At 52.2% G+C, this 21,927-nt stretch carries 18 protein-coding genes and 3 pseudogenes; 8 read left to right on the top strand and 13 right to left on the bottom strand.

Features of this window, described 5'->3' with window-relative positions; genetic code table 11:
* Window positions 1–61: 61 nt before the first annotated feature.
* Both ACR0CG_RS22140 and ACR0CG_RS22135 read right to left on the bottom strand, forming a co-directional pair.
* A pseudogene (locus ACR0CG_RS22140) lies at window positions 62–505 on the bottom strand (transposase); the annotation flags it as partial.
* Window positions 501–869 (bottom strand): annotated as a pseudogene (locus ACR0CG_RS22135) (transposase); the annotation flags it as partial. The pseudogenes ACR0CG_RS22135 and ACR0CG_RS22140, both read right to left, overlap by 5 nt.
* A 376-nt stretch (window positions 870–1,245) precedes the next feature.
* Between ACR0CG_RS22135 and ACR0CG_RS22130 the strand changes: the two are divergent.
* Together ACR0CG_RS22130 and ACR0CG_RS22125 are read left to right on the top strand one after the other, a co-directional pair.
* Window positions 1,246–3,090, top strand: a complete 1,845-nt coding sequence (locus ACR0CG_RS22130) for a TPR end-of-group domain-containing protein (protein WP_480527553.1) — start codon at window positions 1,246–1,248, stop codon at window positions 3,088–3,090.
* Between the two features lie 302 nt (window positions 3,091–3,392).
* Window positions 3,393–3,542: a hypothetical protein gene (locus tag ACR0CG_RS22125; RefSeq protein WP_480527551.1), complete on the top strand. Its 150-nt coding sequence runs from the start codon at window positions 3,393–3,395 to the stop codon at window positions 3,540–3,542.
* A 146-nt stretch (window positions 3,543–3,688) separates the two neighbouring features.
* Here the strand turns inward: ACR0CG_RS22125 and ACR0CG_RS22120 are convergent, their stop codons facing one another.
* The 3 genes from ACR0CG_RS22120 to ACR0CG_RS22110 all read right to left on the bottom strand — a co-directional run bounded on the left by ACR0CG_RS22120 (window position 3,689) and on the right by ACR0CG_RS22110 (window position 7,168).
* Window positions 3,689–4,525 carry an amino acid ABC transporter substrate-binding protein gene (locus tag ACR0CG_RS22120; RefSeq protein ID WP_480527549.1) on the bottom strand — a complete coding sequence of 279 codons (837 nt, stop codon included), beginning with the start codon at window positions 4,523–4,525 and terminating at the stop codon, window positions 3,689–3,691.
* A gap of 266 nt (window positions 4,526–4,791) precedes the next feature.
* Window positions 4,792–5,751 (bottom strand): glutaminase, encoded by a 960-nt coding sequence (locus tag ACR0CG_RS22115; protein ID WP_480527547.1) that lies wholly within the window; start codon window positions 5,749–5,751, stop codon window positions 4,792–4,794.
* Window positions 5,726–7,168, bottom strand: a complete 1,443-nt coding sequence (locus ACR0CG_RS22110) for an alanine/glycine:cation symporter family protein (protein ID WP_480527544.1) — start codon at window positions 7,166–7,168, stop codon at window positions 5,726–5,728. Before ACR0CG_RS22110 ends, ACR0CG_RS22115 begins: the two co-directional genes overlap by 26 nt.
* Before the next feature lie 674 nt (window positions 7,169–7,842).
* On the opposite strand from ACR0CG_RS22110, the gene ACR0CG_RS22105 reads away from it, so the two are divergent.
* Window positions 7,843–9,450, top strand: a complete 1,608-nt coding sequence (locus ACR0CG_RS22105) for a BCCT family transporter (protein WP_170617524.1) — start codon at window positions 7,843–7,845, stop codon at window positions 9,448–9,450.
* 84 nt (window positions 9,451–9,534) lie between these two features.
* Here the strand turns inward: ACR0CG_RS22105 and ACR0CG_RS22100 are convergent, their stop codons facing one another.
* From ACR0CG_RS22100 to ACR0CG_RS22090, 3 genes and pseudogenes are all read right to left on the bottom strand, one after another.
* On the bottom strand, window positions 9,535–9,948 hold the full coding sequence (locus tag ACR0CG_RS22100; RefSeq protein ID WP_480527542.1) for a universal stress protein: 414 nt from the start codon (window positions 9,946–9,948) through the stop codon (window positions 9,535–9,537).
* Window positions 9,949–10,089: 141 nt separating this feature from the next.
* A pseudogene (locus ACR0CG_RS22095) lies at window positions 10,090–11,256 on the bottom strand (IS3 family transposase).
* A gap of 109 nt (window positions 11,257–11,365) precedes the next feature.
* Window positions 11,366–12,115, bottom strand: a complete 750-nt coding sequence (locus ACR0CG_RS22090) for an SDR family oxidoreductase (RefSeq protein WP_480527540.1) — start codon at window positions 12,113–12,115, stop codon at window positions 11,366–11,368.
* Between the two features lie 118 nt (window positions 12,116–12,233).
* Between ACR0CG_RS22090 and ACR0CG_RS22085 the strand changes: the two genes are divergently transcribed.
* A complete protein-coding gene (locus tag ACR0CG_RS22085; RefSeq protein ID WP_480527538.1) occupies window positions 12,234–13,112 on the top strand; it encodes a LysR substrate-binding domain-containing protein in 879 nt (292 codons plus the stop codon).
* A 436-nt stretch (window positions 13,113–13,548) separates the two neighbouring features.
* On the opposite strand, the gene ACR0CG_RS22080 is transcribed toward ACR0CG_RS22085, so the two are convergent.
* The 4 genes from ACR0CG_RS22080 to ACR0CG_RS22065 form a co-directional block, all read right to left on the bottom strand.
* Window positions 13,549–14,337: a DUF3299 domain-containing protein gene (locus tag ACR0CG_RS22080; protein ID WP_480527536.1), complete on the bottom strand. Its 789-nt coding sequence runs from the start codon at window positions 14,335–14,337 to the stop codon at window positions 13,549–13,551.
* A gap of 144 nt (window positions 14,338–14,481) precedes the next feature.
* Window positions 14,482–15,309: a hypothetical protein gene (locus tag ACR0CG_RS22075; RefSeq protein ID WP_480527534.1), complete on the bottom strand. Its 828-nt coding sequence runs from the start codon at window positions 15,307–15,309 to the stop codon at window positions 14,482–14,484.
* Window positions 15,310–15,377: 68 nt separating this feature from the next.
* The gene (locus ACR0CG_RS22070; protein ID WP_480527532.1) at window positions 15,378–15,803 is read right to left on the bottom strand and encodes a putative quinol monooxygenase; all 426 of its coding nucleotides are present in this window, start codon (window positions 15,801–15,803) and stop codon (window positions 15,378–15,380) included.
* 64 nt (window positions 15,804–15,867) lie between these two features.
* On the bottom strand, window positions 15,868–17,610 hold the full coding sequence (locus ACR0CG_RS22065) for an amidohydrolase (protein ID WP_480527530.1): 1,743 nt from the start codon (window positions 17,608–17,610) through the stop codon (window positions 15,868–15,870).
* 266 nt (window positions 17,611–17,876) lie between these two features.
* On the opposite strand from ACR0CG_RS22065, the gene ACR0CG_RS22060 reads away from it, so the two are divergent.
* Window positions 17,877–18,713: a helix-turn-helix domain-containing protein gene (locus tag ACR0CG_RS22060; RefSeq protein ID WP_480527528.1), complete on the top strand. Its 837-nt coding sequence runs from the start codon at window positions 17,877–17,879 to the stop codon at window positions 18,711–18,713.
* 149 nt (window positions 18,714–18,862) lie between these two features.
* Here the strand turns inward: ACR0CG_RS22060 and ACR0CG_RS22055 are convergent, their stop codons facing one another.
* A complete protein-coding gene (locus ACR0CG_RS22055; RefSeq protein ID WP_480527526.1) occupies window positions 18,863–19,762 on the bottom strand; it encodes a LysR family transcriptional regulator in 900 nt (299 codons plus the stop codon).
* 89 nt (window positions 19,763–19,851) lie between these two features.
* Here ACR0CG_RS22055 and ACR0CG_RS22050 point away from each other — a divergent pair, with 89 nt between their 5' ends.
* The 3 genes from ACR0CG_RS22050 to ACR0CG_RS22040 are packed head-to-tail and all read left to right on the top strand — an operon-like array spanning window position 19,852 to window position 21,742.
* Window positions 19,852–20,700 (top strand): alpha/beta fold hydrolase, encoded by an 849-nt coding sequence (locus ACR0CG_RS22050; protein ID WP_480527524.1) that lies wholly within the window; start codon window positions 19,852–19,854, stop codon window positions 20,698–20,700.
* Window positions 20,701–20,703: 3 nt separating this feature from the next.
* The gene (locus ACR0CG_RS22045) at window positions 20,704–20,970 is read left to right on the top strand and encodes a hypothetical protein (RefSeq protein ID WP_480527523.1); all 267 of its coding nucleotides are present in this window, start codon (window positions 20,704–20,706) and stop codon (window positions 20,968–20,970) included.
* Between the two features lie 46 nt (window positions 20,971–21,016).
* Window positions 21,017–21,742, top strand: a complete 726-nt coding sequence (locus ACR0CG_RS22040) for a haloacid dehalogenase type II (protein WP_480527521.1) — start codon at window positions 21,017–21,019, stop codon at window positions 21,740–21,742.
* Window positions 21,743–21,927: the final 185 nt, after the last annotated feature.

Raw genomic sequence — 21,927 nt, 5'->3', positions numbered from 1 at the left:
CTGCGCATCCGTCAGCCAAAAAAGATCAGACATGGTCACCGCTCGATTTTCGAACCGTGAATCACGCAGCCACGCGGAAATCAATGGGTCCTGACCCTAAGTAGACGTCAGCCGGAGTGAGATTTTTCAGGCTCTCGTGATAGCGCCGGTGGTTGTAGTGATCGACAAAGGCGTCGATCTGCCGCCTGAGATCACCGGGCAGATAATAGTTTTCCAGCAGGAGGCGGTTCTTCAAGGTTTGGTGCCACCGCTCAATTTTGACTTGGGTCTGCGGGTCACCGCGGACATGATCCATCTTCTGGTCTTCTCTCCAGTCTGCCAGTTCACCAGAGATGTAACTCGACCCATAGTCACTGAGCAGGCGCGGCTTATGCAAGACGGTCGTCTGATCACAACTTGATGCCTGCAAAGCGAGGTCCAACGTATCCGTCACAGCCTCGGTCTTCATCGTCGTGCAGAGCTTCCAGGCGATGATGTCGCGGCTGTAATCATCGAGGATGACCGCTCACCAGGCCTTCCACGATGCAGCGGGCGACGATTGTCTCGGACAGGCGCCGTAGCAGTTCACTCTCACGGAACCGGCCATGCCGGTTTTTGGAGAACGTCGAATGGCCGCGAACGTGGTCGTTAAAATCATGAAGACAGAACCAGCAATACGCGTGGTTCAGATGCACCTCTTCGCAAAGCCGTCGTTCGGATCGGATGCCAAAGCAATACCCAACCAACAGCACGTGTATCAGAAGGTCCGGGGCGACGGATGGCCGGCCGGTATGGCTATAGAAGTCGGTGAGATGGGTACGGATGCCACCAAGATCGACGAACCGATCAATCGAACGCAACAGGTGATCTTGAGGGGCTTGGTCCTCCAGCGCGAACTAATTTAACAGCGCCGCTTGAGCTTCCTGCCTTGGTCCCATCATGACTGATCCTCTCACTGCGTTGGCAGGATTGCATCAGCAACGTATAACTCTATAAAGACAAAGTTTTTCAACAAAATATGCCCAAAGCGGACACTTGAATGCGGCAGAAATTACTCGAGTGCGGTTGTAGTGTACCTCATCTCTATCTCTGTGGAGAGGTTTCAAGCCAGCGATGACGAGCAAGGTTAGCCTGTATTGAACAAGCCACGGTCGATGGAACTGCCGTGTTTGAAACGCAATGTAGGATTAAACTGAACCAAATTTTGAGTGCTGTTCATCATCATATCGGTGATATGCTCGAGACAATCGGAGTTGACAAGTGCCAATGGAAAGACGCCTAGCCGCCATTCTTGCCGCAGACGTAGTCGGCTACAGCCGTTTGATGGGCGCAAACGAGGTTGCCACTTTGGCAGAGATGCAAGCAATTCTCGCCGAAGTTTTCGATGAAGCAATCGACCAAGCTGGCGGACGCATTGTTAAGCTTATGGGGGATGGAATTCTTGCGGAGTTTGCAAGTGTTGTTAGCGCTTTAGAATCCGCGCTTGTCATTCAAGAGGCAATTGCCGAACGAAACGTCGGCGTTCCCGAAGATCGACAGATCCACTTTCGTATCGGCATTAACATGGGCGACGTGCTCTTTGAGGGCGGCGATGTATTCGGCGAAGGAGTCAATATCGCGGCCCGCATTGAGGCGCTGGCTCAACCAGGCGGCATCGCTGTTTCGGGAGTGGTTCGCGATCAGGTGGGCAACAAGCTTGGCATCACTTTCGATGACGCAGGCGAACAACTGCTAAAAAACATCGATGGCGCCGTTCCAGTTTTTCACGTTCGATCTCAAACCGGCGATATGCAGCCTGCATTAGCAAACGCCTCCAGTCATCCCAGAATCGCGGTTCTTCCTTTTGAGAACATGAGTGGTGACCCTGAGCAGGAGTATTTTGCAGATGGTATCGCTGAAGACTTAATCACTGATCTTTCAAAGCTTTCAGGCCTCTTTGTGGTTGGTCGAAACTCAGCTTTTGCTTACAAAGGCCGACCAACTAAACTACAGGATGTCGCCCGAGACCTAGGCGTACGCAACATTCTTGAAGGCAGTGTTCGAAAATCGGGCAACCGCCTACGCATCACAGCTCAATTGATCGACGGTGTAACTGGCGGGCATCTCTGGGCAGAACGCTATGACCGGGATCTGTCTAACATCTTCGCACTTCAGGACGAAATAACCAATAAAATCATTGATCAGTTGCAGGTTAGGCTTTTTGACTCTGATATCGCCGAAAAGGCGCACACGGAAAGTGTAGACGCCTACACTCTTTACCTTAAGGGGCGACGCTACTTTCACATGCGTGCCAGAAACTATCTTGAAAAGGCGCGCACGCTTTTCCTTGAAGCAGTGCAGCAAGATCCTGACTACGCCCGCGCTTACGTGGGGTTGGCTGAATGCGAAGCAAGGCTTAACGATTGGCATGGCACAGATTTTCCGTCAGAAGACATTGTCAGCATGGCTCAACGTGCCATCAATCTCGATCCTAACTTGGCAGAAGCGCATGCCTCCCTTGGACTGGCATTGCAGATTGTCGGGAAGAATGAAGCCGCGGTTGTGGCTTATCGCAGGGCGCTGTCGCTTGATCCGCTTTGTTATGATGCGCATCATAACTTTGCTCGTTATCACCGAGGGCAACTGGATCATAAGCAAAGCGCCTATCATTTTACACGCGCTCTTGAAATCAAGCCGGACGATTATCGGTCGCCACTCCTACTTGTTGCCGACCTCGTCGAACTCGGACGTCTGGATGAACGTGACCTTTACCTTGAGATGGGCCTTAAGCGGGCTACAGAGGCGGTAGAAAGCAATCCTGATAACCCTGATCCACTCGAATTGTCGGCGTCCGTTTTGGCCAGCTTGGGAAGGTATGATGAGGCACGCGCGTGGCTGAGCCGAGCTCTTGCCATGGAAACCCACAGCTATTCGACCGACGGTTATAATGTGGCCTGCGTTTATGCATTAATCGGTGAAACTGATAAAGCCTTGGAGTGTCTTGAGAAGGTATATCCGAGCCTTGGCCCCGTTCAACGGGATTGGATGCGAAATGATCCAGACTTCCAGTCTCTTCGCAATCATCCCCAGTTCCAATTCTTGTTAAACGCCGCACCAAAAACGGACGCTTAGTGGGAGCAATATAGTGCCGCTTTGTCCGCAACGCGGTCACTAATATTTTGATCCGCTGTTTCAGATGCGAGCGATTGGTTATTGCGAAGGCAGAGGCCTTAAGTTTCTCAGGTTGCTGATGCCTTTTGTGGGCGGGCTGGATGGAGACTTTGCTATGTCCAGTATTCAGCTTCCTATAGTCCGACCGACCCGTCCGCCCTGGAAAAAGGGTCGAACTTTTTTGCCAGAAACGTCACCAGCAGCCAACACAGGTCTGGGCAATTCGTGCCCGTCTCGAGCTCTCTGGCAACCAACGCAACCTCATGCTGTTCAACCTCGCGATCGACAGCAAACTTCGCGGATTCGATCTTGTACGGTTGAAAGTGGCCGATCTCGTCGTTGCCGGGGCAGTCCAAAACCGAGTTTCGGTCATCCAGAGCAAGAAAGGCAAGCCAGTTAAGTTCGAGGTGTGAGAGCACGCGACGATCGGTTCATAAGGGGGTCATGTCGCCCGCCATGCTAGGTCGTAGGTTCCTCTTTCCGAGCAGGCTTGCGGGCAAACCGGCCTCCATTGCAATGGCCAATTAAATCGCAACAAACATGTTCCACGTGATGCGTTTCAAGGATTAGTAGGCGCAATAACATACAGAGCTTTTAAAGCTTCGCTGGGCTCGATCCCTGGCAACGCGGTGCGAAAAATCTCTTCCATAGTGCCCCGGGCATACATTTCGGACAGAATAGTATCAACGATCAGTCGAAAGTCATCATCGCCCCTCGCGATGGCTAACCCTTGCTTTTCTATCGTCAGTATTTCTTGGGATAACTTGAATTTGCCTTTCAGTCCCGCAGCAATGTAGTTGACTAGCAAAATCGACTGATCTGCAAAATACGCATCGATTTTACCGTCTCGGAGCGCCTTGATTCCGTCTGGATGTGAAGCAAACCGAACCATCCTGGCGTCGATGCCTGCGGCATCAAATGTATTCTGTACGGAGGCTTCAGTTGTTGTGCTGCTTCTCATGCCAACCTTTTTCCCCGCGAGTGCGCTCATGGTGCCCTCAGCCTCGATTGGTAACAATATGGAAGTACCATCAACGAAGGTAGGGATTGAGAAATCAACGATTTCGCGACGAGAAAGCGTGATAGTCGCTGCCCCGCAAAGTATATCTATCTCTCCGGAGGCAACTTTGTCGAAACGATCCTTGGAGTCGACCGGAATGAACCGAACATTTAAGTCCTTTAGATCCAGTTTCTTCGCAACAGCCTGCGCTACTTGATCGCAAATTAATGGTGACAGACCAAACGGCCGACCTTGGTCGTTAACGTAAGACAATGGAGCAGCATCTGTTCGAAATCCAAATCGGATTTCGTTATTATTTGTTATTCTTTCGATTGTCTGTGCAACTGCGCCGGTTGTGAATAGAACCGAAACAATAAGTACTGAAAGCAAGCGCATGGGTTTTCCTTCTTTAGCCGGGGCTCGTTTTGAAACTTGCCTGCCCTAAGTTACGCAATACCGCCACCTACAAATCCAAGCAGCACAAATGTGACCTATTTCGTTCCTAGGCGAGCGCTGTGTAACCACCTTGCAGAATTTCGCTGCGAAAAGAACGTGGCAGAACTGAACTTGGAAATTGGGAGACAGGCTTCGCTCCCATAGTTTACTTTGTCGGTCATCGAAGCAAAACTCAAATCATTTGAATCCAGTTCGCCCAACTCCGGTTACGCACTTGGTCCGAAGATAGACCACCCTGTCGCGCGGACCAACTCTTGAAATGCGATGGTTGCCAAATGAGAATTGCCCTTTGGATCGAGCCCGGGGCTCCAGGCGACTACAGATGCGATACCAGGTACAATGCACAAGATGCCGCCGCCTACGCCGCTTTTCGCTGGAAGGCCAACACGGAAGGCGAACTCGCCCGATGCATCGTATGATCCACACATCATCATCAGTGCAGTAACTCTTCTTGCTCGTTGCGCGGACAATACTGCAGAACCGTTGGCCGGATTTTGACCCGCTGCGGCAAGAAATCGACCTGCCAAAGCCAGCTGTTCACAAGACATGGCGATGCTACACTGTCGAAAGTACAGAGACAGAACATCCTCTACCGGCGCCTTAAGATTCCCTTCCGCCTGCATAAAATGGGCAAGCGCACGGTTTCTGGATCCAGTTCGCATCTCAGAGTCCGCAACTGACGCATCGACCTCAATCGAGTCGTCCTCTGAAAGCTCTCGGCACAACTTCAATAGATCGTTGATCGCCTCGTCAGAAGAGCGGTCTTCGAGCAGAACATCGGCCACTACGATCGCACCGGGGTTGATAAACGGGTTCCTTGGGATTCCGCGCTCGTGTTCTAGCTGAACGATGGAATTGAATGGATCGCCGGATGGTTCCCGGCCAACTCTTTGCCACAAAGTGGCGCCAACCCGTTGCAGCGCCACTGTAAGCGAGAACACCTTTGAGATGCTCTGAATCGAAAAGAGTTTGCCAGCATCTCCAGCGGACACTAACGCACCGTTGACGGGTGCAACGGCAATACCGAATTGGTTCAGATCGACTGTGGCGAGTTCTGGAATATACTGCGCAACTTTCCCCCTCTCGGACATGCCGGCGATGCGATCTGCGATATCGTCCAAGACTTCCTGAAGGCTTTCGCTATCGGTGGTTTTGAGTATCGGCATGGATCTCCTCCGTCCAGACAGTGTGATCCACGCCCTTAATAAGCTCGGGAAATTTGCTTGCTACAAAGCGGGGTTCAAGGTTCTGTCGGCGTTGCGAAAAATAATCCACGGTTAATTTGTACACGGTGCCAGACAGGAGCACTATTGCCACTAAATTGATGGTTGCCATAATTCCCATGGCCGCATCCGCGAAATTGAACACTGTGGCAACAGCTTGCACAGCGCCCCAGACAACCATTGCGAGACAGCCCAATCGCAGGACGTAAATTGGCAGCTTCCCTTCCAATTTTAGGAACGTCATCGCGTTTTCGGCATATGAGTAATTACCCAGGATGGATGTGAAACCAAAAAAGACGATAGCAACCGCGATAAAGTGGCGGCCGATTTCGCCAAGATGGACCGCCGCCGCGTCTTGAGTAAGTCGCATTCCGGTAGGCCCATCAATTTCGATTGCGCCTGATAGAAGTATTAGCAATGCAGTGGCCGTTGCGACCAAAATCGTATCCACGAAACACCCAAATGCCTGAACGAATCCTTGGCTGGAAGGGTGGTGGGGATCAGGTGTGGCAACCGCTGCAATATTTGGTGCTGAGCCCATGCCCGCTTCGTTTGAGAATAGCCCCCGTTTGATGCCGTTTAGTGCAGCAGCCATGACACCTCCTGTCACGCCTCCGGCAGCTTCCTGAAGGCCAAATGCCCCGGCAACAATCGACCACAACATAGCGGGTACTTCGGAAATGTTCAGGACTACGACAACACAGGCAAGCAAGAGGTAGAGACCCGCCATAAGCGGTACGACAATCTCTGCAAACTTTGCGATGGTTCTTATTCCACCGAATATTACTACCGCTGCGGCTGCAGCAAGCGCTATGCCAACGACCAACTTGTTCAACCCGAACGCGCCCTCGAAAGCCTCGGCAATCGAGTTGGATTGGACGGCGACAAAAACCAAACCAAAGCTGACTATCAGGCAGATCGAGAAAATGACACCAGCCCAAGGCGCATTCAAGGCGTTGGCCATGTAGAACGCGGGACCTCCTCTGAACCTTCCGTTGGACGATGTGACTTTATAGAGTTGGGCCAAAGTACTTTCAGAATAAGCCGTGGCCATTCCAACCAATGCCACGATCCACATCCAAAAGATGGCGCCTGGACCTCCCAAGGTCAGGGCCACGGCTACGCCAGCCAGGTTACCAGTACCGACACGTGAAGCCAGGCTCACTGTCAGGGCTTGAAAAGGAGTAATACCTCTTTTGTCCGTGCTCTTTGCAGAAGTGAGCACGCGCACCATTTCCCCAAAATGGAGAAACTGAAGTGCGCCAAGACGAATTGTAAAAAAGATACCGGTCGCAAGAAGTCCGTAAATCAATACGTAGTTCCAAAGAACCGTGTTTATGCCGTTAACCAGTATTTCCATTGTGCGCCTCTTGAGAATTCAAACACTTCCCGGAAGGCAAAAACAGTGTGCCTGTTTTTCATCATGCACGAAGATGCGACAGTTGTCAGGAATATGCTGCGCAGTCTCCCGGCGGTTGGCGCGCGGATCATTGAAGTTGAGCCACAAACTTATGACGACGTAGCCAGTGGTTAGTCCGCCTGGCAGTCGCTCACACCAAGTGCAGCGAACGGGCGCTTTGAGCCCAAAGCAGACGTCATAGGACACCAGATTGGATTGTACTACCGGCCCCAAAGCGTAAGCAATAAAAACGCGTCAATTCTGCCCACTCGACGGTTGCGCTACCCGAGGAAGCTGAGCCAACTGCGAGTTCCCCGATGCTTTTAGACAGGGGTGAAATTGACCTAACGGGTCTGCGATTTAGCCAAGGTGGCTACGACAGACCTCAGAACACAGAGGCATTAAGTCGTGTGGGTTGTGGTGCTCTCGGCACTAACTGTGTTGCTACGCGGCAAAGTTACCCTATTGAATTGTTTACCTATCGAAGCTGATTTGACTGTTTTTTGTTTCGTGACTTTGCTGTCCTGGGACTTGATGCGCCGTTTCCTGTTGTGGCTCCCTCCAACTCAGTGTTGGACAGATCGTCGCATGCCGTGCAACGATAAACCTTATGAAACAGCGCTATGGGAGGCAAAATGTCAGATTCAAGTCCCAAAAAGATGCTCGACCCGGACCCACGTGTCTGGGACTTCGAGACTGAGTATGAACTCGGACAAGACAACATCAGGCCGCTCGGGTTGGATATCCACAACCCCGTCTTCATTGTCTCTGGTTTGCTGATCCTGGGTTTCGTGATCGTGGCTTTGGCCAATCAGGAAGCTGCTGCTGCATTCTTCGGCTGGCTCCGGCCATGGCTGACCAGTACCTTTGACTGGTTTCTGGTGTTGTCGGTAAATGCGATCACATTGTTCTGCCTGGCGCTTATTGTCCTGCCAGTCGGAAAAGTCAGAATTGGCGGAAAGGATGCGAAACCCGATTACTCATATGCGGGTTGGATCGCAATGATGTTTGCGGCAGGGATCGGGATCGGCCTCCTGTTCTTTGGTGTTTTGGAGCCAGTGTATTACAACTTTTCGGAAGACGGGAATGCACGGCCCCTGAACATCGACATTAGTCAACCGGGCAATGAGTATATTGGTGTCGTCGGGACGATACATCACTGGGGTCTCGAAGGCTGGGCTGTATATGCTGCAGTGGGATTGGCGCTTGCGATATTCGCTTACAACCTGAACCTGCCACTCACGCTCCGGTCGGCTTTCTTTCCGCTGCTTGGAGAACGTGTCTGGGGCTTTTGGGGACATCTCATCGACACGCTGGCGGTCTTTGCGACACTTTTCGGCCTTACGACGTCCTTGGGCCTGGGTGCTCAACAAGTTGCTGCAGGTCTGAACGAGGTGTTTGGCATCTCACCGTCCCCGACGCTGACCGTTATCATTATCGTTGCCATCACGCTTATCGCTCTTGGCTCCGTCCTCTTGGGCATGGACGCGGGCGTAAAAAGACTGTCTGAGATAAATATGATAATGGCCGTCGGGCTCTTTATCTTTGTGATCGCTATGACCGGAATTTCTGCTGCAATCGCGCGCTACGTTTCAGTCATGGTGGACTATGTCACATTGCTGCCTGCGCTTTCCAATCCGTTCGGGCGGGAAGATACGAGCTTTTTCCACGGCTGGACAACATTCTATTGGGCGTGGTGGATTGCTTGGTCGCCTTTCGTCGGCATGTTCATTGCACGGATTTCTCGGGGTCGCACCGTGCGTGAGTTTGTACTCTGTGCCCTGATTGCACCAACAGCTGTTTGTGCGTTGTGGATGTCCACTTTCGGAGGTGCGGCTATCGACATGCTGAATTCCGGTGGTGCTGAAGGAGTCAAAGCCACTGTCATCGACAGTTATGCTCCGGAGGGCGCTTTGTTCGGTTTCCTCAAGGAACTGCCGCTGTACAACATCATTGCGCCGATCTCGCTGGTGTTGATTGTGATCTTCTTTGTCACCTCTTCCGACTCCGGTTCACTGGTGATCGATACAATCACCGCAGGTGGCAAGTTGGATGCGCCTGTCGTTCAGCGCGTATGGTGGTGTACTCTTGAAGGCCTTGTCGCTATTGCACTGCTCCTGGGCGGTGGGTTGAACGCCCTTCAGGGAGCCGCCGTGTCTATGGGGATTCCGTTTACACTGGTGATACTCATCATGTGCTACTGCCTGTGGTTGGCCTTGCGATCTGAATACAAGAAGCTCTGAGAAACAGTCGAGAGCAGTTGTGGCTTCCCATTGAGATAGGGGAGCCACTACATCAAACTGCGGTACTTCGCCATTTTGGAACGGCTAGTTACGTACAACAAAAACAGAACACCTAGCGTGCGTAACGACATGACTGGCAGTTGTACCCAACAGGTAGTCTTGGATTTTTGGATTGACCGCCTCCATTACGATCATGTCAACATTGCGTTCATCCGCGAGTTTCACGATCTGGCGATGCACCGCTCCGGTCCGGACAGTGGTTTCAAGTTCGACACCTTCTGCTGGGTGATCTTCAACAAACTTCTTCAGTTGCTCGCTCCAATATCCAACAGAGTCGCGAATGTTCAAGTTTCGCTCCATTTCTGGCGCAACTGTCACCACGAGAAGCCGCGCTTCTCGGCGTTTAGCCATTGCGATTGCTTCTTCGTAGGCGCTGTAATCCAGCCTCACGTGACGAAGATTTATCGGGCATAGGATTAAATTCGTATCAAGTGGCATCTTCACCGTCCCGTCTCACGCTTTCAGTCAGTAAGTGTTAGACAATGACTTTGCTAGGTGGACCGTCAAGAGTGACCGCCTCCAATGCACAGCAGCCGCTTTGTCCGTGATCAGCCCCACTTGTGTGGTCCAATTTGATTGTTAGTGCATGATTGGCCTTTGGTCCATCTGAACCATGGTTTCCGGGGCCGGTGGTTTATATCCCAGAGCACTGTGCGGGCGTTTAGTGTTGTAGTGTTTCCTCCATTCTTCGATCAATATCTGCGCTTCTTTTAGGCTGTAGAAGACTTCTCCATTCAGGAACTCATCTCTGAACCGCGCATTGAAACTTTCACAGTAACCGTTCTCCCATGGGCTGCCTGGCTCGATGTATGCGGTCTTTGCTCCAACTGCATTGATCCAGTCTTGCACCGCCACGGCAATGAACTCAGGGCCATTGTCGGAGCGAATGTAGCTTGGCACACCGCGCATGATGAACAGGTCACTCAGAACGTCGATGACATCGCCGGAGTTCAGCTTGCGGTCCACTCGGATCGCCAAGCACTCCCGGCTGTACTCATCGATAACGTTGAGCGTGCGGAACGCCTTTCCGTCATCCGTTCGACAATGCACGAAGTCATAGCTCCAGACGTGGTTTCGATGCTCCGGCCGCAGCCGAACACACGATCCATCATTTAACCAGAGCCGCCCCTTCTTTGGTTGTTTCATTGGCACTTTCAGCCCCTCCCGACGCCAAAGCCTTTCGACGCGCTTGTCATTCACCTGCCAGCCCGCATCTCTCAGCAAAGCCGCGATCCGGCGATAACCGTAGCGGCCATCCTGGCGGGCCAATTCTATCATGTCCGCCACCAGGCGCTTCTCGTCAGCTCGACCTTTCGGCAGCTTTCGCTGTGTGGATCGGTGCTGTTTCAGGACACGACACGCCCCCTCTCATCGTTTGCCTTGCAAACGACTGCCGGGCAGCGGGACATTCTGAGACACGCAGTTTGTGGCGCACATGGTTGATGCAGGCACGGCGACGGGCGGGGCTCAGTAGTTTCCCTTGGCCGCCTCCGTCAGGATCAGTTTGTCCAGGGTCAGATCCGAGACGGCCTTTCGAAGACGCTCATTCTCTTTTTGAAGGCGCTTGAGTTCCTTCAACCGATCCGTACCCATTCCGCCGTACTTTTTCTTCCAGCGATAATAGGTCTGTTCAACAACACCAATCTGCCGGATTGCATCCAGACGGGACATGCCTTGCCCCATCAATATCTCAACCTGTCGCAACTTCGAGACAATCTCTTCCGGCTTCGGTCGCTTGTTCGCCATGTGGTTCCTCCGTTTTCTTAACCATAACGGTGGACCACTTCAGAGGGGGAGGATCAAGTATCGAGGATATCTTTGAGAGCTCTAACAATCATACTTCACCGCCTCTTTGCTATCGGACCGCGCGGTTCATCCCGCCATCGGACAATATACTCTGACCGTTGATATACCGGGCCCCTTCGCTGGCGAGAAACACGCAAGCCTGTCCAATTTCCTCAAATGATGCGGGCCGCTGAGCCGGGATTTCCCGACGGGCTTGCTCAGACAGGTTCACGTTTTCGCAGAATCCAGGGAGCAGGTTGTTCATGCGAATGTTGTGCCGTGCATAGCGATCCCCATACAGCTTTGAGAAACTGTGCAGCGCGCCGCGCAACATGCTCATGGGATACGGCGCACGTGGCTCAATTGTGTTCATGGACGAGATGTTTACGAAAGCGCCGCCGCCTTGTTCAATCAGGATGGGCGTAACGATACGGGCAATCTTGACGACGTTCAGGACGTACATGTCCAGACTTTCGTGCCACAAGTCATCGCTGAGCTCCAAAAGCGGCCCGTCAAAGTCCGGATCGAAACCTACAGTTTTGATGGCCTCTGGCACCGTTCCACCGTGACCCATGTTGCTGACGATGGCATCAATTCTTCCATATCTGCTCATGGTGTCGTCGATCATCGCTTGCAAATCGTCGACATCTAAGACAGAGCCGCGACGGCCAATGCCCCCCAGCTCCTCCGCCAGCTCAACCGAGCGATTGGACGGCGACATCAGCGAAACCTTGTAGCCAGCCTTAGCCATTTCAATGGCGCAGCCTCGGCCAATGCCTTGTCCGGTACCTGTCATCAGCGCGACTTGGACTGCGGGCATGGTATCCCCTTTCTTTAGGCGCATCATATGTGAGAATTATTGCGTTGAAGTCAGTGTACCTCCTTAGAGCTCGGCGAACCTATCGAGTTTTCAGAATATTGCTGTTAGATTTTCTCACATGCCGGAAAACCTTAGACACCTTCGTGCCCTGCAGGCCTTTGATGAAACCGCAACTCACTCCAGCCTGACTAAGGCAGCGGATGTTCTGAACGTCACTCATGGGGCGATCAGTAGGCAAATCAAGTTGCTGGAACTGCATCTTGGCGTGACGCTCTTTCATCGTCGACCCAATGGCGTTGAACTGACCAAGGCCGGGGCGCGCTTGCACCAGTCAACGCGAGGGGCTTTTTCTGCATTGCAGTTGGGCGTAACTGAGGTGAAGCGATTACATCACCGCCAGTCGATAACGGTTTCCTTGTCCACATCTTTGGCACTCAAATGGCTGGTACCGCGGCTCAGTTCGTTTCAGCAAGAACATCCGCGTATCGCATTATTGTTGGACACAAATGACGCCTTTGCAGATTTTGATACGTCCGAAGTCGATGTGGCCCTGCGTTTTGGAGAACCCGGTTGGGATGGACTGTATCATGAACAAATAAAGCAAGAAGAATTGGTTGTTGTCGCCGCCCCGTCGCTTGTTGGCGAAACCCGACTACCGATGCGCGCCGAGGACATAGCGGATCTCCCCTTATTGCACGACGCTTTCAACGTCGGATGGCAAAGCTGGGCCGCGCAGGTCGGGCTGAGCGCTGATCGGATCAACTCGCAAAGCATCAAGTACGTGGACAGTGCAGTTCTGTTGGAGGCCGCGATAGACGGGCAAGGCGTGGCACTGGCAAGACATCTTCTTGCAGAGAGGGATTTGAAACTTGGTCGGTTGATCCGCATCGATAAAAGCCGTGTTCCATTGGATCGCGGGCTCTATTTCGTCTGTCGACCCGGCGATCAGGAGCGGGTCACAGTAAGAATTTTCATGAAATGGCTTACGACAATTTGAGCTCTGGTTCCGGTCAAAGCCCCGGGAATGCGGTCATTGATCTGCGCTGCGCGTAGGACCGTTTTGTCCCGCGATGAGTGAGTTGATCAGATCCAGAGCTTCGCAGCCGCAGCGAATGCCTCCTTCGACGGGCCGCATTGCAGCATCGTCGAGCCTAGGCGAGTGTCCGGTTTGGGTCGGGAGTTGTCGGTGACCTTTCAGCGATCAATGGCAGCTTTAGTCCGCACAGCAGACCTTGAGCGTTTTTCGCCAAATGTCCGCTATGCGGACAAAGCCGCCGTTCTTAACTCTGAGCACATTGGCTGCAATCTGCGCTGATGTGAGCCTTTGTTACGCCGTCTAGCGCGTCCTGAGTGTATTGCCATCCAAATAGGCGAAACGAATGAAGCGCGACATTAACTCTCGGCTTTTTCGCGGATAAGCTACTCCGAAATCACTAGGTGAATGCTTCAACAATATGCGCGTCGAGTTTATAAATGGATTCCACGTTTGTAGCGCCGTCGTAGAATGTAACGTCGCTGACTCGGCGTTCAGCTAGCAGTTCGCCTTCGATCCAAAATGCATCGAAAATCGATTTGAACTCGATGCCCTTAGGGTAATCTACATGAATGATCTGGTTCGGTGGCGGCGAAGGTGTATGAACGCAAGAACCTGCAACGGGTACAAACAGGAATTCGGTTACAACTGCCCCATCGTTTGCCAGTGGCACTATGTACCCCGGCAGCCTGATTGTGGTCCCCAGAATTTCTAAATTTGGGCCGCGCCCGATTGAGTTGTTTTGCGCAATGATTTTTCGGCGCTCTTGCATGAGCCTTTCTACGTCGACATCATGGGCGGACAGAACACCATTGGCCGCCTTGTATTCTTTAATTAGATCAGGATTAGAGCGCTCGCTGGTACTGGATGTTCGCCAACGAACTTGCGTTCGCATAGCGTTCAACAACGGATATGGCAGCTTTTCAAATGGGGTTTCCAGAGACTTTAGGGCCGGCTTCAAATCGCGCCAGCTAATTGCAACACGTTCCTGAATAGACTCGTCTAGCGATGAGGAGCGTGAGGCAATGGCCAAATCAAGTAAGCGCTCAGACATGTCAAAACGCTTTGCCCCTGAAGGAGAAGATTGGGCAGCAGGTTTTTGTGGGCTTTGGGCACTCTCCGCCTGAGCAGCTTGAATGTGTGCGAACGCAAGAACTAAAATTACTAGAGCGATCAGGTTGCTTATCATTTCAGTGGTCCACTTGTTCCTCATAGTTGCGACGGATTCCAGTTTTCGGCCGGGGTCCAATATGCAAAGGATCGTTATCTCTCGTGTTTTTGTTGTCCCCATTCGCTGAAAGCAGTCTCCTGGATCATGCTTCTAAACCGCCAATCAAAAAAAGAACGACAAACCCAGTTTTAGTTGTCTGTCCGGTCCGCCGTCAGGTCTGCGCTCTAAAGTGTAGTATCCCACACTGACATCCATAGCAGTGCCTTTAGCCTCATTGACGATCGATGTCTTACCGGCGGTCAAACCCAGTGGAATTGCCCAAGCTTCATCATTGCCAGCGGCATTCCAGTTGTACGAAAGGACGTTGTTGTACCCGATGTACCAGCCCTCTCCCAAACCGTAATTCAGAATGGGTTGCAGGATGGTCACGCTGAAATCGTTCTCGCCCCACATATGAGCAATAACGCCACCCCAGGACAGATCACCGGTTTGCCCAAACATGACAAAGGCAGGGCCAGCGCCCCAACCTGCGCCTTGCAAGGCGTCATTCGTGTGCGTTGGCAGGGAAACTTGCAGGCCATAGCCAAGTGCAATTGCGCTTTCTCCCGGCGTAGGTGAATAAAATGCCTGTGCAGTTGAATCACCGATACCCCAGGTCAGATCATTTTCTGTCGATGGATCGACAATCCCAGGTGGCAATACGGCTCCGGGCTGGACACCTTGGATCGGCACAATCCCCCGAAGCACCAATGTGGCGTCTGTCAGTGGAACAGAATAGACGGGCTGTAGCTGAAAGTTGTAGCTTTCGTCATCGTTCGTCCCGGTCCTGAAGGCGATTGTATTATCCGTGATTAGTGCTTTTGTGTCCGCAAGCGGGTTCGCAGCCTTCCGCGCTGCCTGACAAGCCGCGCCACAAGAATGGGCTTCATTGGCTTGAACACCGATCAGCCCGGCGAAGAGCACTGCACAAGTATAAAGAAGGTTTTTCATATTTTGCTATCGTACCCCGTTTTGATTTGTCGTTAGGCTGTCCTTATACATTCGTCGCAATCGCGGAATTATTCGGATATCCCTCGCGCTGCCGCTGCAATTGGTTGGCCAATCTCTGCCCCAATGCCTCGGAACAGTTCCTGATGGTCATCCGTAAGCCGCGATAGAGTGACGATCTTCTCGAACTGCGCCAACTCAACCAACTGCGGAATGAAGGGCTCGATCAAGGCTTCGTGCCGGGCGTGGGCAGCCGCATCCACGTAACGTTCATAGCCATAAACCGTTTCGCCAACTCGGGCGAATTCGTAAACTAAAAGCCCGTCATCGGAGGCAGATGCCTCAACCATGTCTCTGGCCAATGCATCAAAAGCCTGTGCGTTTTCAGCCGGAACGCTTAGTATGGCGATAAATGCGACTTCTTCAGCGTGAGCATGAGCAACCATTGAAAGGTTTGCGGCCAGTAAGGCTGCTGTGGATCGGGCAAGTCGTCTCATTTCCGGCTTCCTCTCTAAAATGGCGAGGGGCATTGTTCGCCCCCAGCCTCAACTGCCTTGACAGTTAAATGCCGTCACGATGCGTGAACCGCCCATCCATAAGCGTGCCTAACACCTTGATGTTTGAAATATCACGCGGTTCGACTGCAGTTATGTCCTGATCAAGAACAACAAGGTCGGCATATTTTCCCACTTCGATGGAGCCTATTTTGTCCTCCATCGCTTGCTGCGCGGCAGGATAGATCGTGACTGCTTTCAAAGACTCTTCCAATGAGGCCGGTTTGCGGGACAACGGGAACGGCTTGCTGTCCGGATTCAGTGGGTCCTGCAATGTCATCGCAATCTCAACATTTAGCAGTGGACCGATCAGATCAATCGGCGAAGATGGTACGTCCGAAGAGATCGATACGTTGTGCCCAAGGGCCATCAGCGAGGAATAGCGGGCAAAAATCGCTTCGACCTTTGCGCGCCCCAACAGGTCCAACGCGTTAACATCCTGGTTTTCCCAATCAACGTGGAAAATAGGCGTCGTATTTACCATGATTCCATTCTCAATGACTGTTTCATGGTCCTGATCGGACACCCAGAAATAATGGTGTAGCAGGTTGTTGGGAACGTCATAACCAGCGCCGCGCGCGGTCATGATCGCGTCCACCGTGTTGCGTACTGTTTGTGATCCATCGACGTGAGTGCCCACCGGAAGCCCGTTCTGATTGGCATGCAGATAGACCGAAGTTATCATTGGTCCTTCAATGGCAGCCGCACCGCGCGTCGCAGACCCGTCCGCGTAGTCGTCCAGCATCCAGGCGGTTTTTGAACTCCAGTTCCCTTCCGGATGGATCTTTATGCCCCAGATGCGCAGCATGTCGCTGTCGTACTGCTCGCGTAATTCGAGTGTGTGTTCCACGATTTCGTCAGCAGTGGCGGTCGGGTCCTTGAACCCCGTCGCAACAAAAGTGCGGATCGTCAACTCACCGTTCTTTTCCAGTTCGTGCAGATGGGCCAGTGCGAGTTTCTCATCATCTTTCACAAGCGACAGATCGGTAACTGTCGGCATAGCCATCAAAGGCACGTGCACTGCTGTGATTCCGGTTTTGACCGCCTGATCGTAGAGGTTTTTCTGGATATCAGGAATTTCACCTGCCGGGTCCCAAGCGCCTGCATTTCGAAATGCCGCAGCCCACTGGAACTCAATTCCGATTCCGGTCTGGTTGCCTTCCGCGTCACGCTGCCAGAACATAACGCCCGGCACCTGATCCTCTTCATCAGGGCTGACTTGACCCGCTTCAAACGCTTTGGAGTTCATCCAAACGTCATGAATTGTGAAGTCGAGGATAAAGGCCGGACGGTCAGAAACCACCGAATCCAGATCTTCTTTTGTGGGCCACCCGCCATAGGCGACCTGATTGAACCCATAGCCAAGGATCAACTCCTCGTCAGGGTTTGCATCGGCATATTCCTTGACTGCGGCCAATGCCTCCTCAAGTGTTTCAATACCAAACAGACTGACACCGCGCGACGTCCAGCCCGAGGCAACGATGTGATCGTGGCCTGACACAAAGCCCGGCAGCAGGGTATCCCCGCCCAAGTCTAGAACTTCGGTGTTATCACCGATCAGCGCCTCGGCCCCAGCAACATCACCAACATAGCTTATCTGGTTGCCCGTGACGGCAACGGCCTGCGCGGTCGGCGCATCGTCATTCATGGTAAGAACGGAAGCGTTGGTAAAGACCAGATCGGCGGCCTGCGCATAGAGAGCAGTTGAGGACACCAATAGCGCAGCAATGGAAAGTGTTAGCTTCTTCATAAGGCACTCCGAGGACATTGACAGGTTTTCTGTGTTCGAGATCGATAGTGTAACCTGCGTTTAGGACTGGCTATCCGAATCGTGCAAACTATTATGAATAATTGAATTTCAATGTGCTGCTGCCAGAGCCGGTCGCAGTAAGGGTTAACTGAGGCGCTATGTTACGGTCCAAGAAAATACGTTCAGTGGATCACCTGCCTGATTACACTGGCGTCCAACTCGAAGCGCTCGCTCTCTCTCCACAGGGTCCGAAGCTGAATTGGCGCATGGCCCAACACAATGGTTTTAGCCTTTATTGCGAGGAATATTTTTCGCGTATTCGTTTCCAAGAAGTTCAACACGGCGACACAGTCTTCCTCGGTTTAGTCTTGCCCGACGGCGAACCGGTTCGATTTCAGGGAACTCTATATGAGGATCCGTTTCTTGTGTTCTGGCAAGGGCAAAAGCCAACAGAGTATGACTACGTGGCCGAAGCTGGCACTCAGATATACCTGCTGGAAGTTCCGTGGCTACAGGTCGAGAAGCGTGGATGGGCAACATTTGAAACACCCATCCGCATTACTAGATCTGGCCGTCTGAATGCTTTTGTTCAGCGCATTGAAATGTGTCTTTGCCACAAACAAACTACCGTGGATGCGGAAGATGCTTGGATGTTGAATGACGTTCTCGAGAACCTCGAAAACTTGGCAGGTGAATTTCTTTACTGTGCCGAACCACAAATGCCCGCAGAAAAAGCGAGCCATAGTCAGTGGAAGATCGTTTTGGCGGCAGAAGAGTTTTTTTCAGAAAACCCGGCTGGCACAAAACTAACGGTTCAAGAACTGTGTCGCGAACTCGGGGTATCCAGGCGTTCACTCTTTCTGGCCTTTGAAAAACAGCTTGGTGTTGGCCCAAGCAAGTTCCAATCGATCGTCCAACTGCATCGACTAAGGTCGCTTCTGCAGGAAAGCACCTATGAGAAAGGTGTCGTTTCGAAGCTCATCGGCGAGGCAGGTTTTAGTCACCTAGGCCGGACATCAGTTGCCTACCACCAATTCTTCGGTGAGACCCCGATAGAAACCGCGTCCCGACCAAAAAATGGTTCATGTGCAGGAGCTTCTTAAGACGAAAGTCCACTTTGGGCTCGGTGCAGACGCTCGCCGAATTTTCACGAATGTCTGCTATGCGGACACTGGAGCTCGATGCAGTGAAGGTCAGCTATGCGGACAAAACAGTCTTTGGCTGCGAGTTCCCGAAAGGCTGCTTTGAAGCGCTATCCGGCAGCGCGCAAAGGGATCGAAACGCTGAGCTCGCGTGCGATTTCGTCGATGAGCGCTTTTACGGGTTCGGTTTTTCTTTTGGGATGTATGCGAGCCACAAACGTAATATCGGGTGGTGCTGGAAACACCCCCTCGATGACCTCGATTTCGTCAGATAGGTGCATCCCATTCAATAGCGCTACCCCAAGCCCAGATTGGACGGCGGATTTTACTCCGGCGGCGCTGGGGCATTCCAACACCTGTTCAAAGTGATGCCCCTGCGCTTGACCGTCAGCGAAGCCCCATTGCCTGTAAAAGCAATTTTTGTCGAACGAGAGAAATGGAATTGACCCCAAGGGGTTTAGGAGCAGGTCAGGAGATTTCACCCAATGCAGAGTGTCGTCAAAAAGAACGAGGTCACCTTTCGCGACATCGGAGTTGAAAATCTGCATTACTACAACGTCCAGTTCACCTGCCTCGAGCCAGGCCTGCACATTCAGACTTTGGCTTGTTCGGGTTCGCACGTTGACCTCAGGGAAAAGTCTTGTGAATCGCCCGAGGATCCGGGCGATGTCGCTTGTTGCCGTATCCTCAGTCACGCCTAGTCGGATGGTCCCGGCAAGAGGTTTCTTACCCAAATCAGAAAGGGCTTCGTCATGCAGGTCAACCATGCGGCGCGCATAGTCACAAAGCCGCTTGCCTGCCTCAGTGAACAACGGCCCACCCGCTCGACGCGCGAGCAGGTTGCAATCCAACGCTTGTTCGAGGCGTCTAATTTTGTGACTGACGGCGGATTGCGACAACGCCAGATGTTCTGCTGCGCGCGTAACACCGCCGTAGTGAGCAATGGCGAGCAGAGCTCGTAGTGCATCTATTTCAAGTCTCTTAGACATTCTCTCAACCATCCATGACATTTTTCAATCATTGTATGACAATCATTCATTTGATTCATATGCTATCGCTTGGCTAAGGTTTGCGAAAGCTAAAAATCTAGAGCATCGTTATGACCCACCTTGTTAATCAAAATGTCATCATCAACGGCACACGCATCTCTCATGGCGTACATGGTGAAGGGAGCCCCGTGGTTCTTATCCACGGCACACCGTCCTCCTCATATATCTGGCGCAATATACTGCCTTCGCTGGTCTCCGCTGGATACAAAGTCCATGTCTACGACTTGCTGGGATATGGGTTGTCGGAACGCCCTTGCGACCCGGCTATCGACACGTCCGTCACCGGCCAAGTCCCAATTCTTGAAGGATTGCTCGACATATGGGGCCTAGATGATCTGCACGTCATCGCCCATGACATCGGCGGTGGAATTGCACAGCGCTTTGGCGTCCAGTCGCCTGACCGGGTTCGCACGCTCAGCATGATTGATGTAGTGAGCTATGATAGCTGGCCCTCAAAGCGCACTAATGAGCAGATGCAAGCTGGTTTAGAAAAGCTGATCAAAGCACCAGATGCCGATCATCGTGAGCATTTCCGCGAATGGTTCTATTCGACGGTTCAAAACAAAGTGCGTTTAGCAGAAACTTCGATGGAGACCTATTTGGACTTCATCTGTGGTCCGGTCGGTCAGGGAAGCTTTTTCCAGCATCAAGTCATGCATTACGACCCAAAGCATACAGACGAAATTGCCCCTCGTTATGCTGAACTCGGCAAGAACCCAGTTCAATTGATTTGGGGAGCTGAGGATGCGTGGCAGGTTGTTGATTGGGCGCATCGACTGCACGACGCAATCCCAGGTTCAGAACTCCATGTGTTGGAAGACTGCGGTCACTTCTCACTGGAAGATCAACCCGAAAAGATTTCTGCCTTGCTGGTAGACTTTCTGCAAAGGCAGTGCTGAGCGATGACGGAGATCACACAAACGAATGTCGTTGGGCGCGACAAGCGACAGCTCACATCGCTATTCGAGATTATCGGCTCCGTCTTGGCGATGGTTTATGCATTGTCGATTGCGCTCAACGTAGGAGCAGAAATGCTTGGATTCTCGCTGCTGCTTGTGTCTTCAGGTCTGTTTGCAGGGTGGGCAATTTTAGATCGGCGTTGGGCTTTCCTTTTGCTCCAAGTCTTCTATGCAACGTCGGCAATTATTGGGTTGATCCGTTGGGCCTGACAACAATTCAGCGAAATCCTCCATATCAATAAGAAGGAGAGAAACTGTGAAACTGACGGACTTCAAGGTTCTGGCATTCGACGTTTATGGCACGCTGATAGACTGGGAAAGCGGGATGGTCACAGCTCTCAAACCATTGACTGACAAGATCACACAAGACCTGACACGTGACGACATCCTTGAAGCGCACGCCTATCATGAATCCACGACACAGCGCTGGACACCCAACAAAAAATACTCCGATCTCCTTGCTATCGTTTACCGTCGTTTGGCTGAAGAATGGGGTGTCGAAGTGACTTGGGAAGAATGCCAAGCATACGGCCTCTCGGTGCGCCAGTGGCCTGCATTTGACGATAGCCGTGACGCACTCGCCTATCTCAAACAACACTACAAACTGGTCGTCCTGACCAATACCGACAATGTAAGCTTTTCAGGGTCGAACGCGCGGCTCGGCGTCCATTTTGACGGCGTTTATACTGCAGAGGACGTGGGCAGCTACAAACCCAATGATCGCAACTTCGACTACATGCTGGAAACCCTTGCAAGGCAGGGCATCGCAAAAGAAGACATTCTGCACACCGCCGAAAGTATGTTCCATGACCATAGTCCGGCCAACAAACACGGGCTGAAAAATTGCTGGATTTACCGCCGCTATGAGAAAGAAGGGTTCGGAGCAACTATGAACCCGGCTGAGATGCCCAGCTACAATTTTTGTTTTAATAGCATGGCCGAACTGGCAGACGCACATAGGGCGGAGTTGTCCGGACAATAAGTCTGCACCGGACTGCGAAGCCGACATTCGCTGCTACTTGTTGAAGCTGTAAGTTTGGGCTCGAAGCAGACCTTAACTTGAGTCAGTTGAAAGGCTGCATTGCGTACAAAGCTGATGGGGTGGATGGCTCCTGCTTCAACCGGCGTCGCAATGCGCCATAGTGCAGGTGTCAAAGTCTGCTTTTG

The sequence above is a fragment of the Ruegeria sp. AB8 genome (genome assembly GCF_056542605.1).
This window is presented reverse-complemented; position numbering and strand designations above follow the sequence as displayed.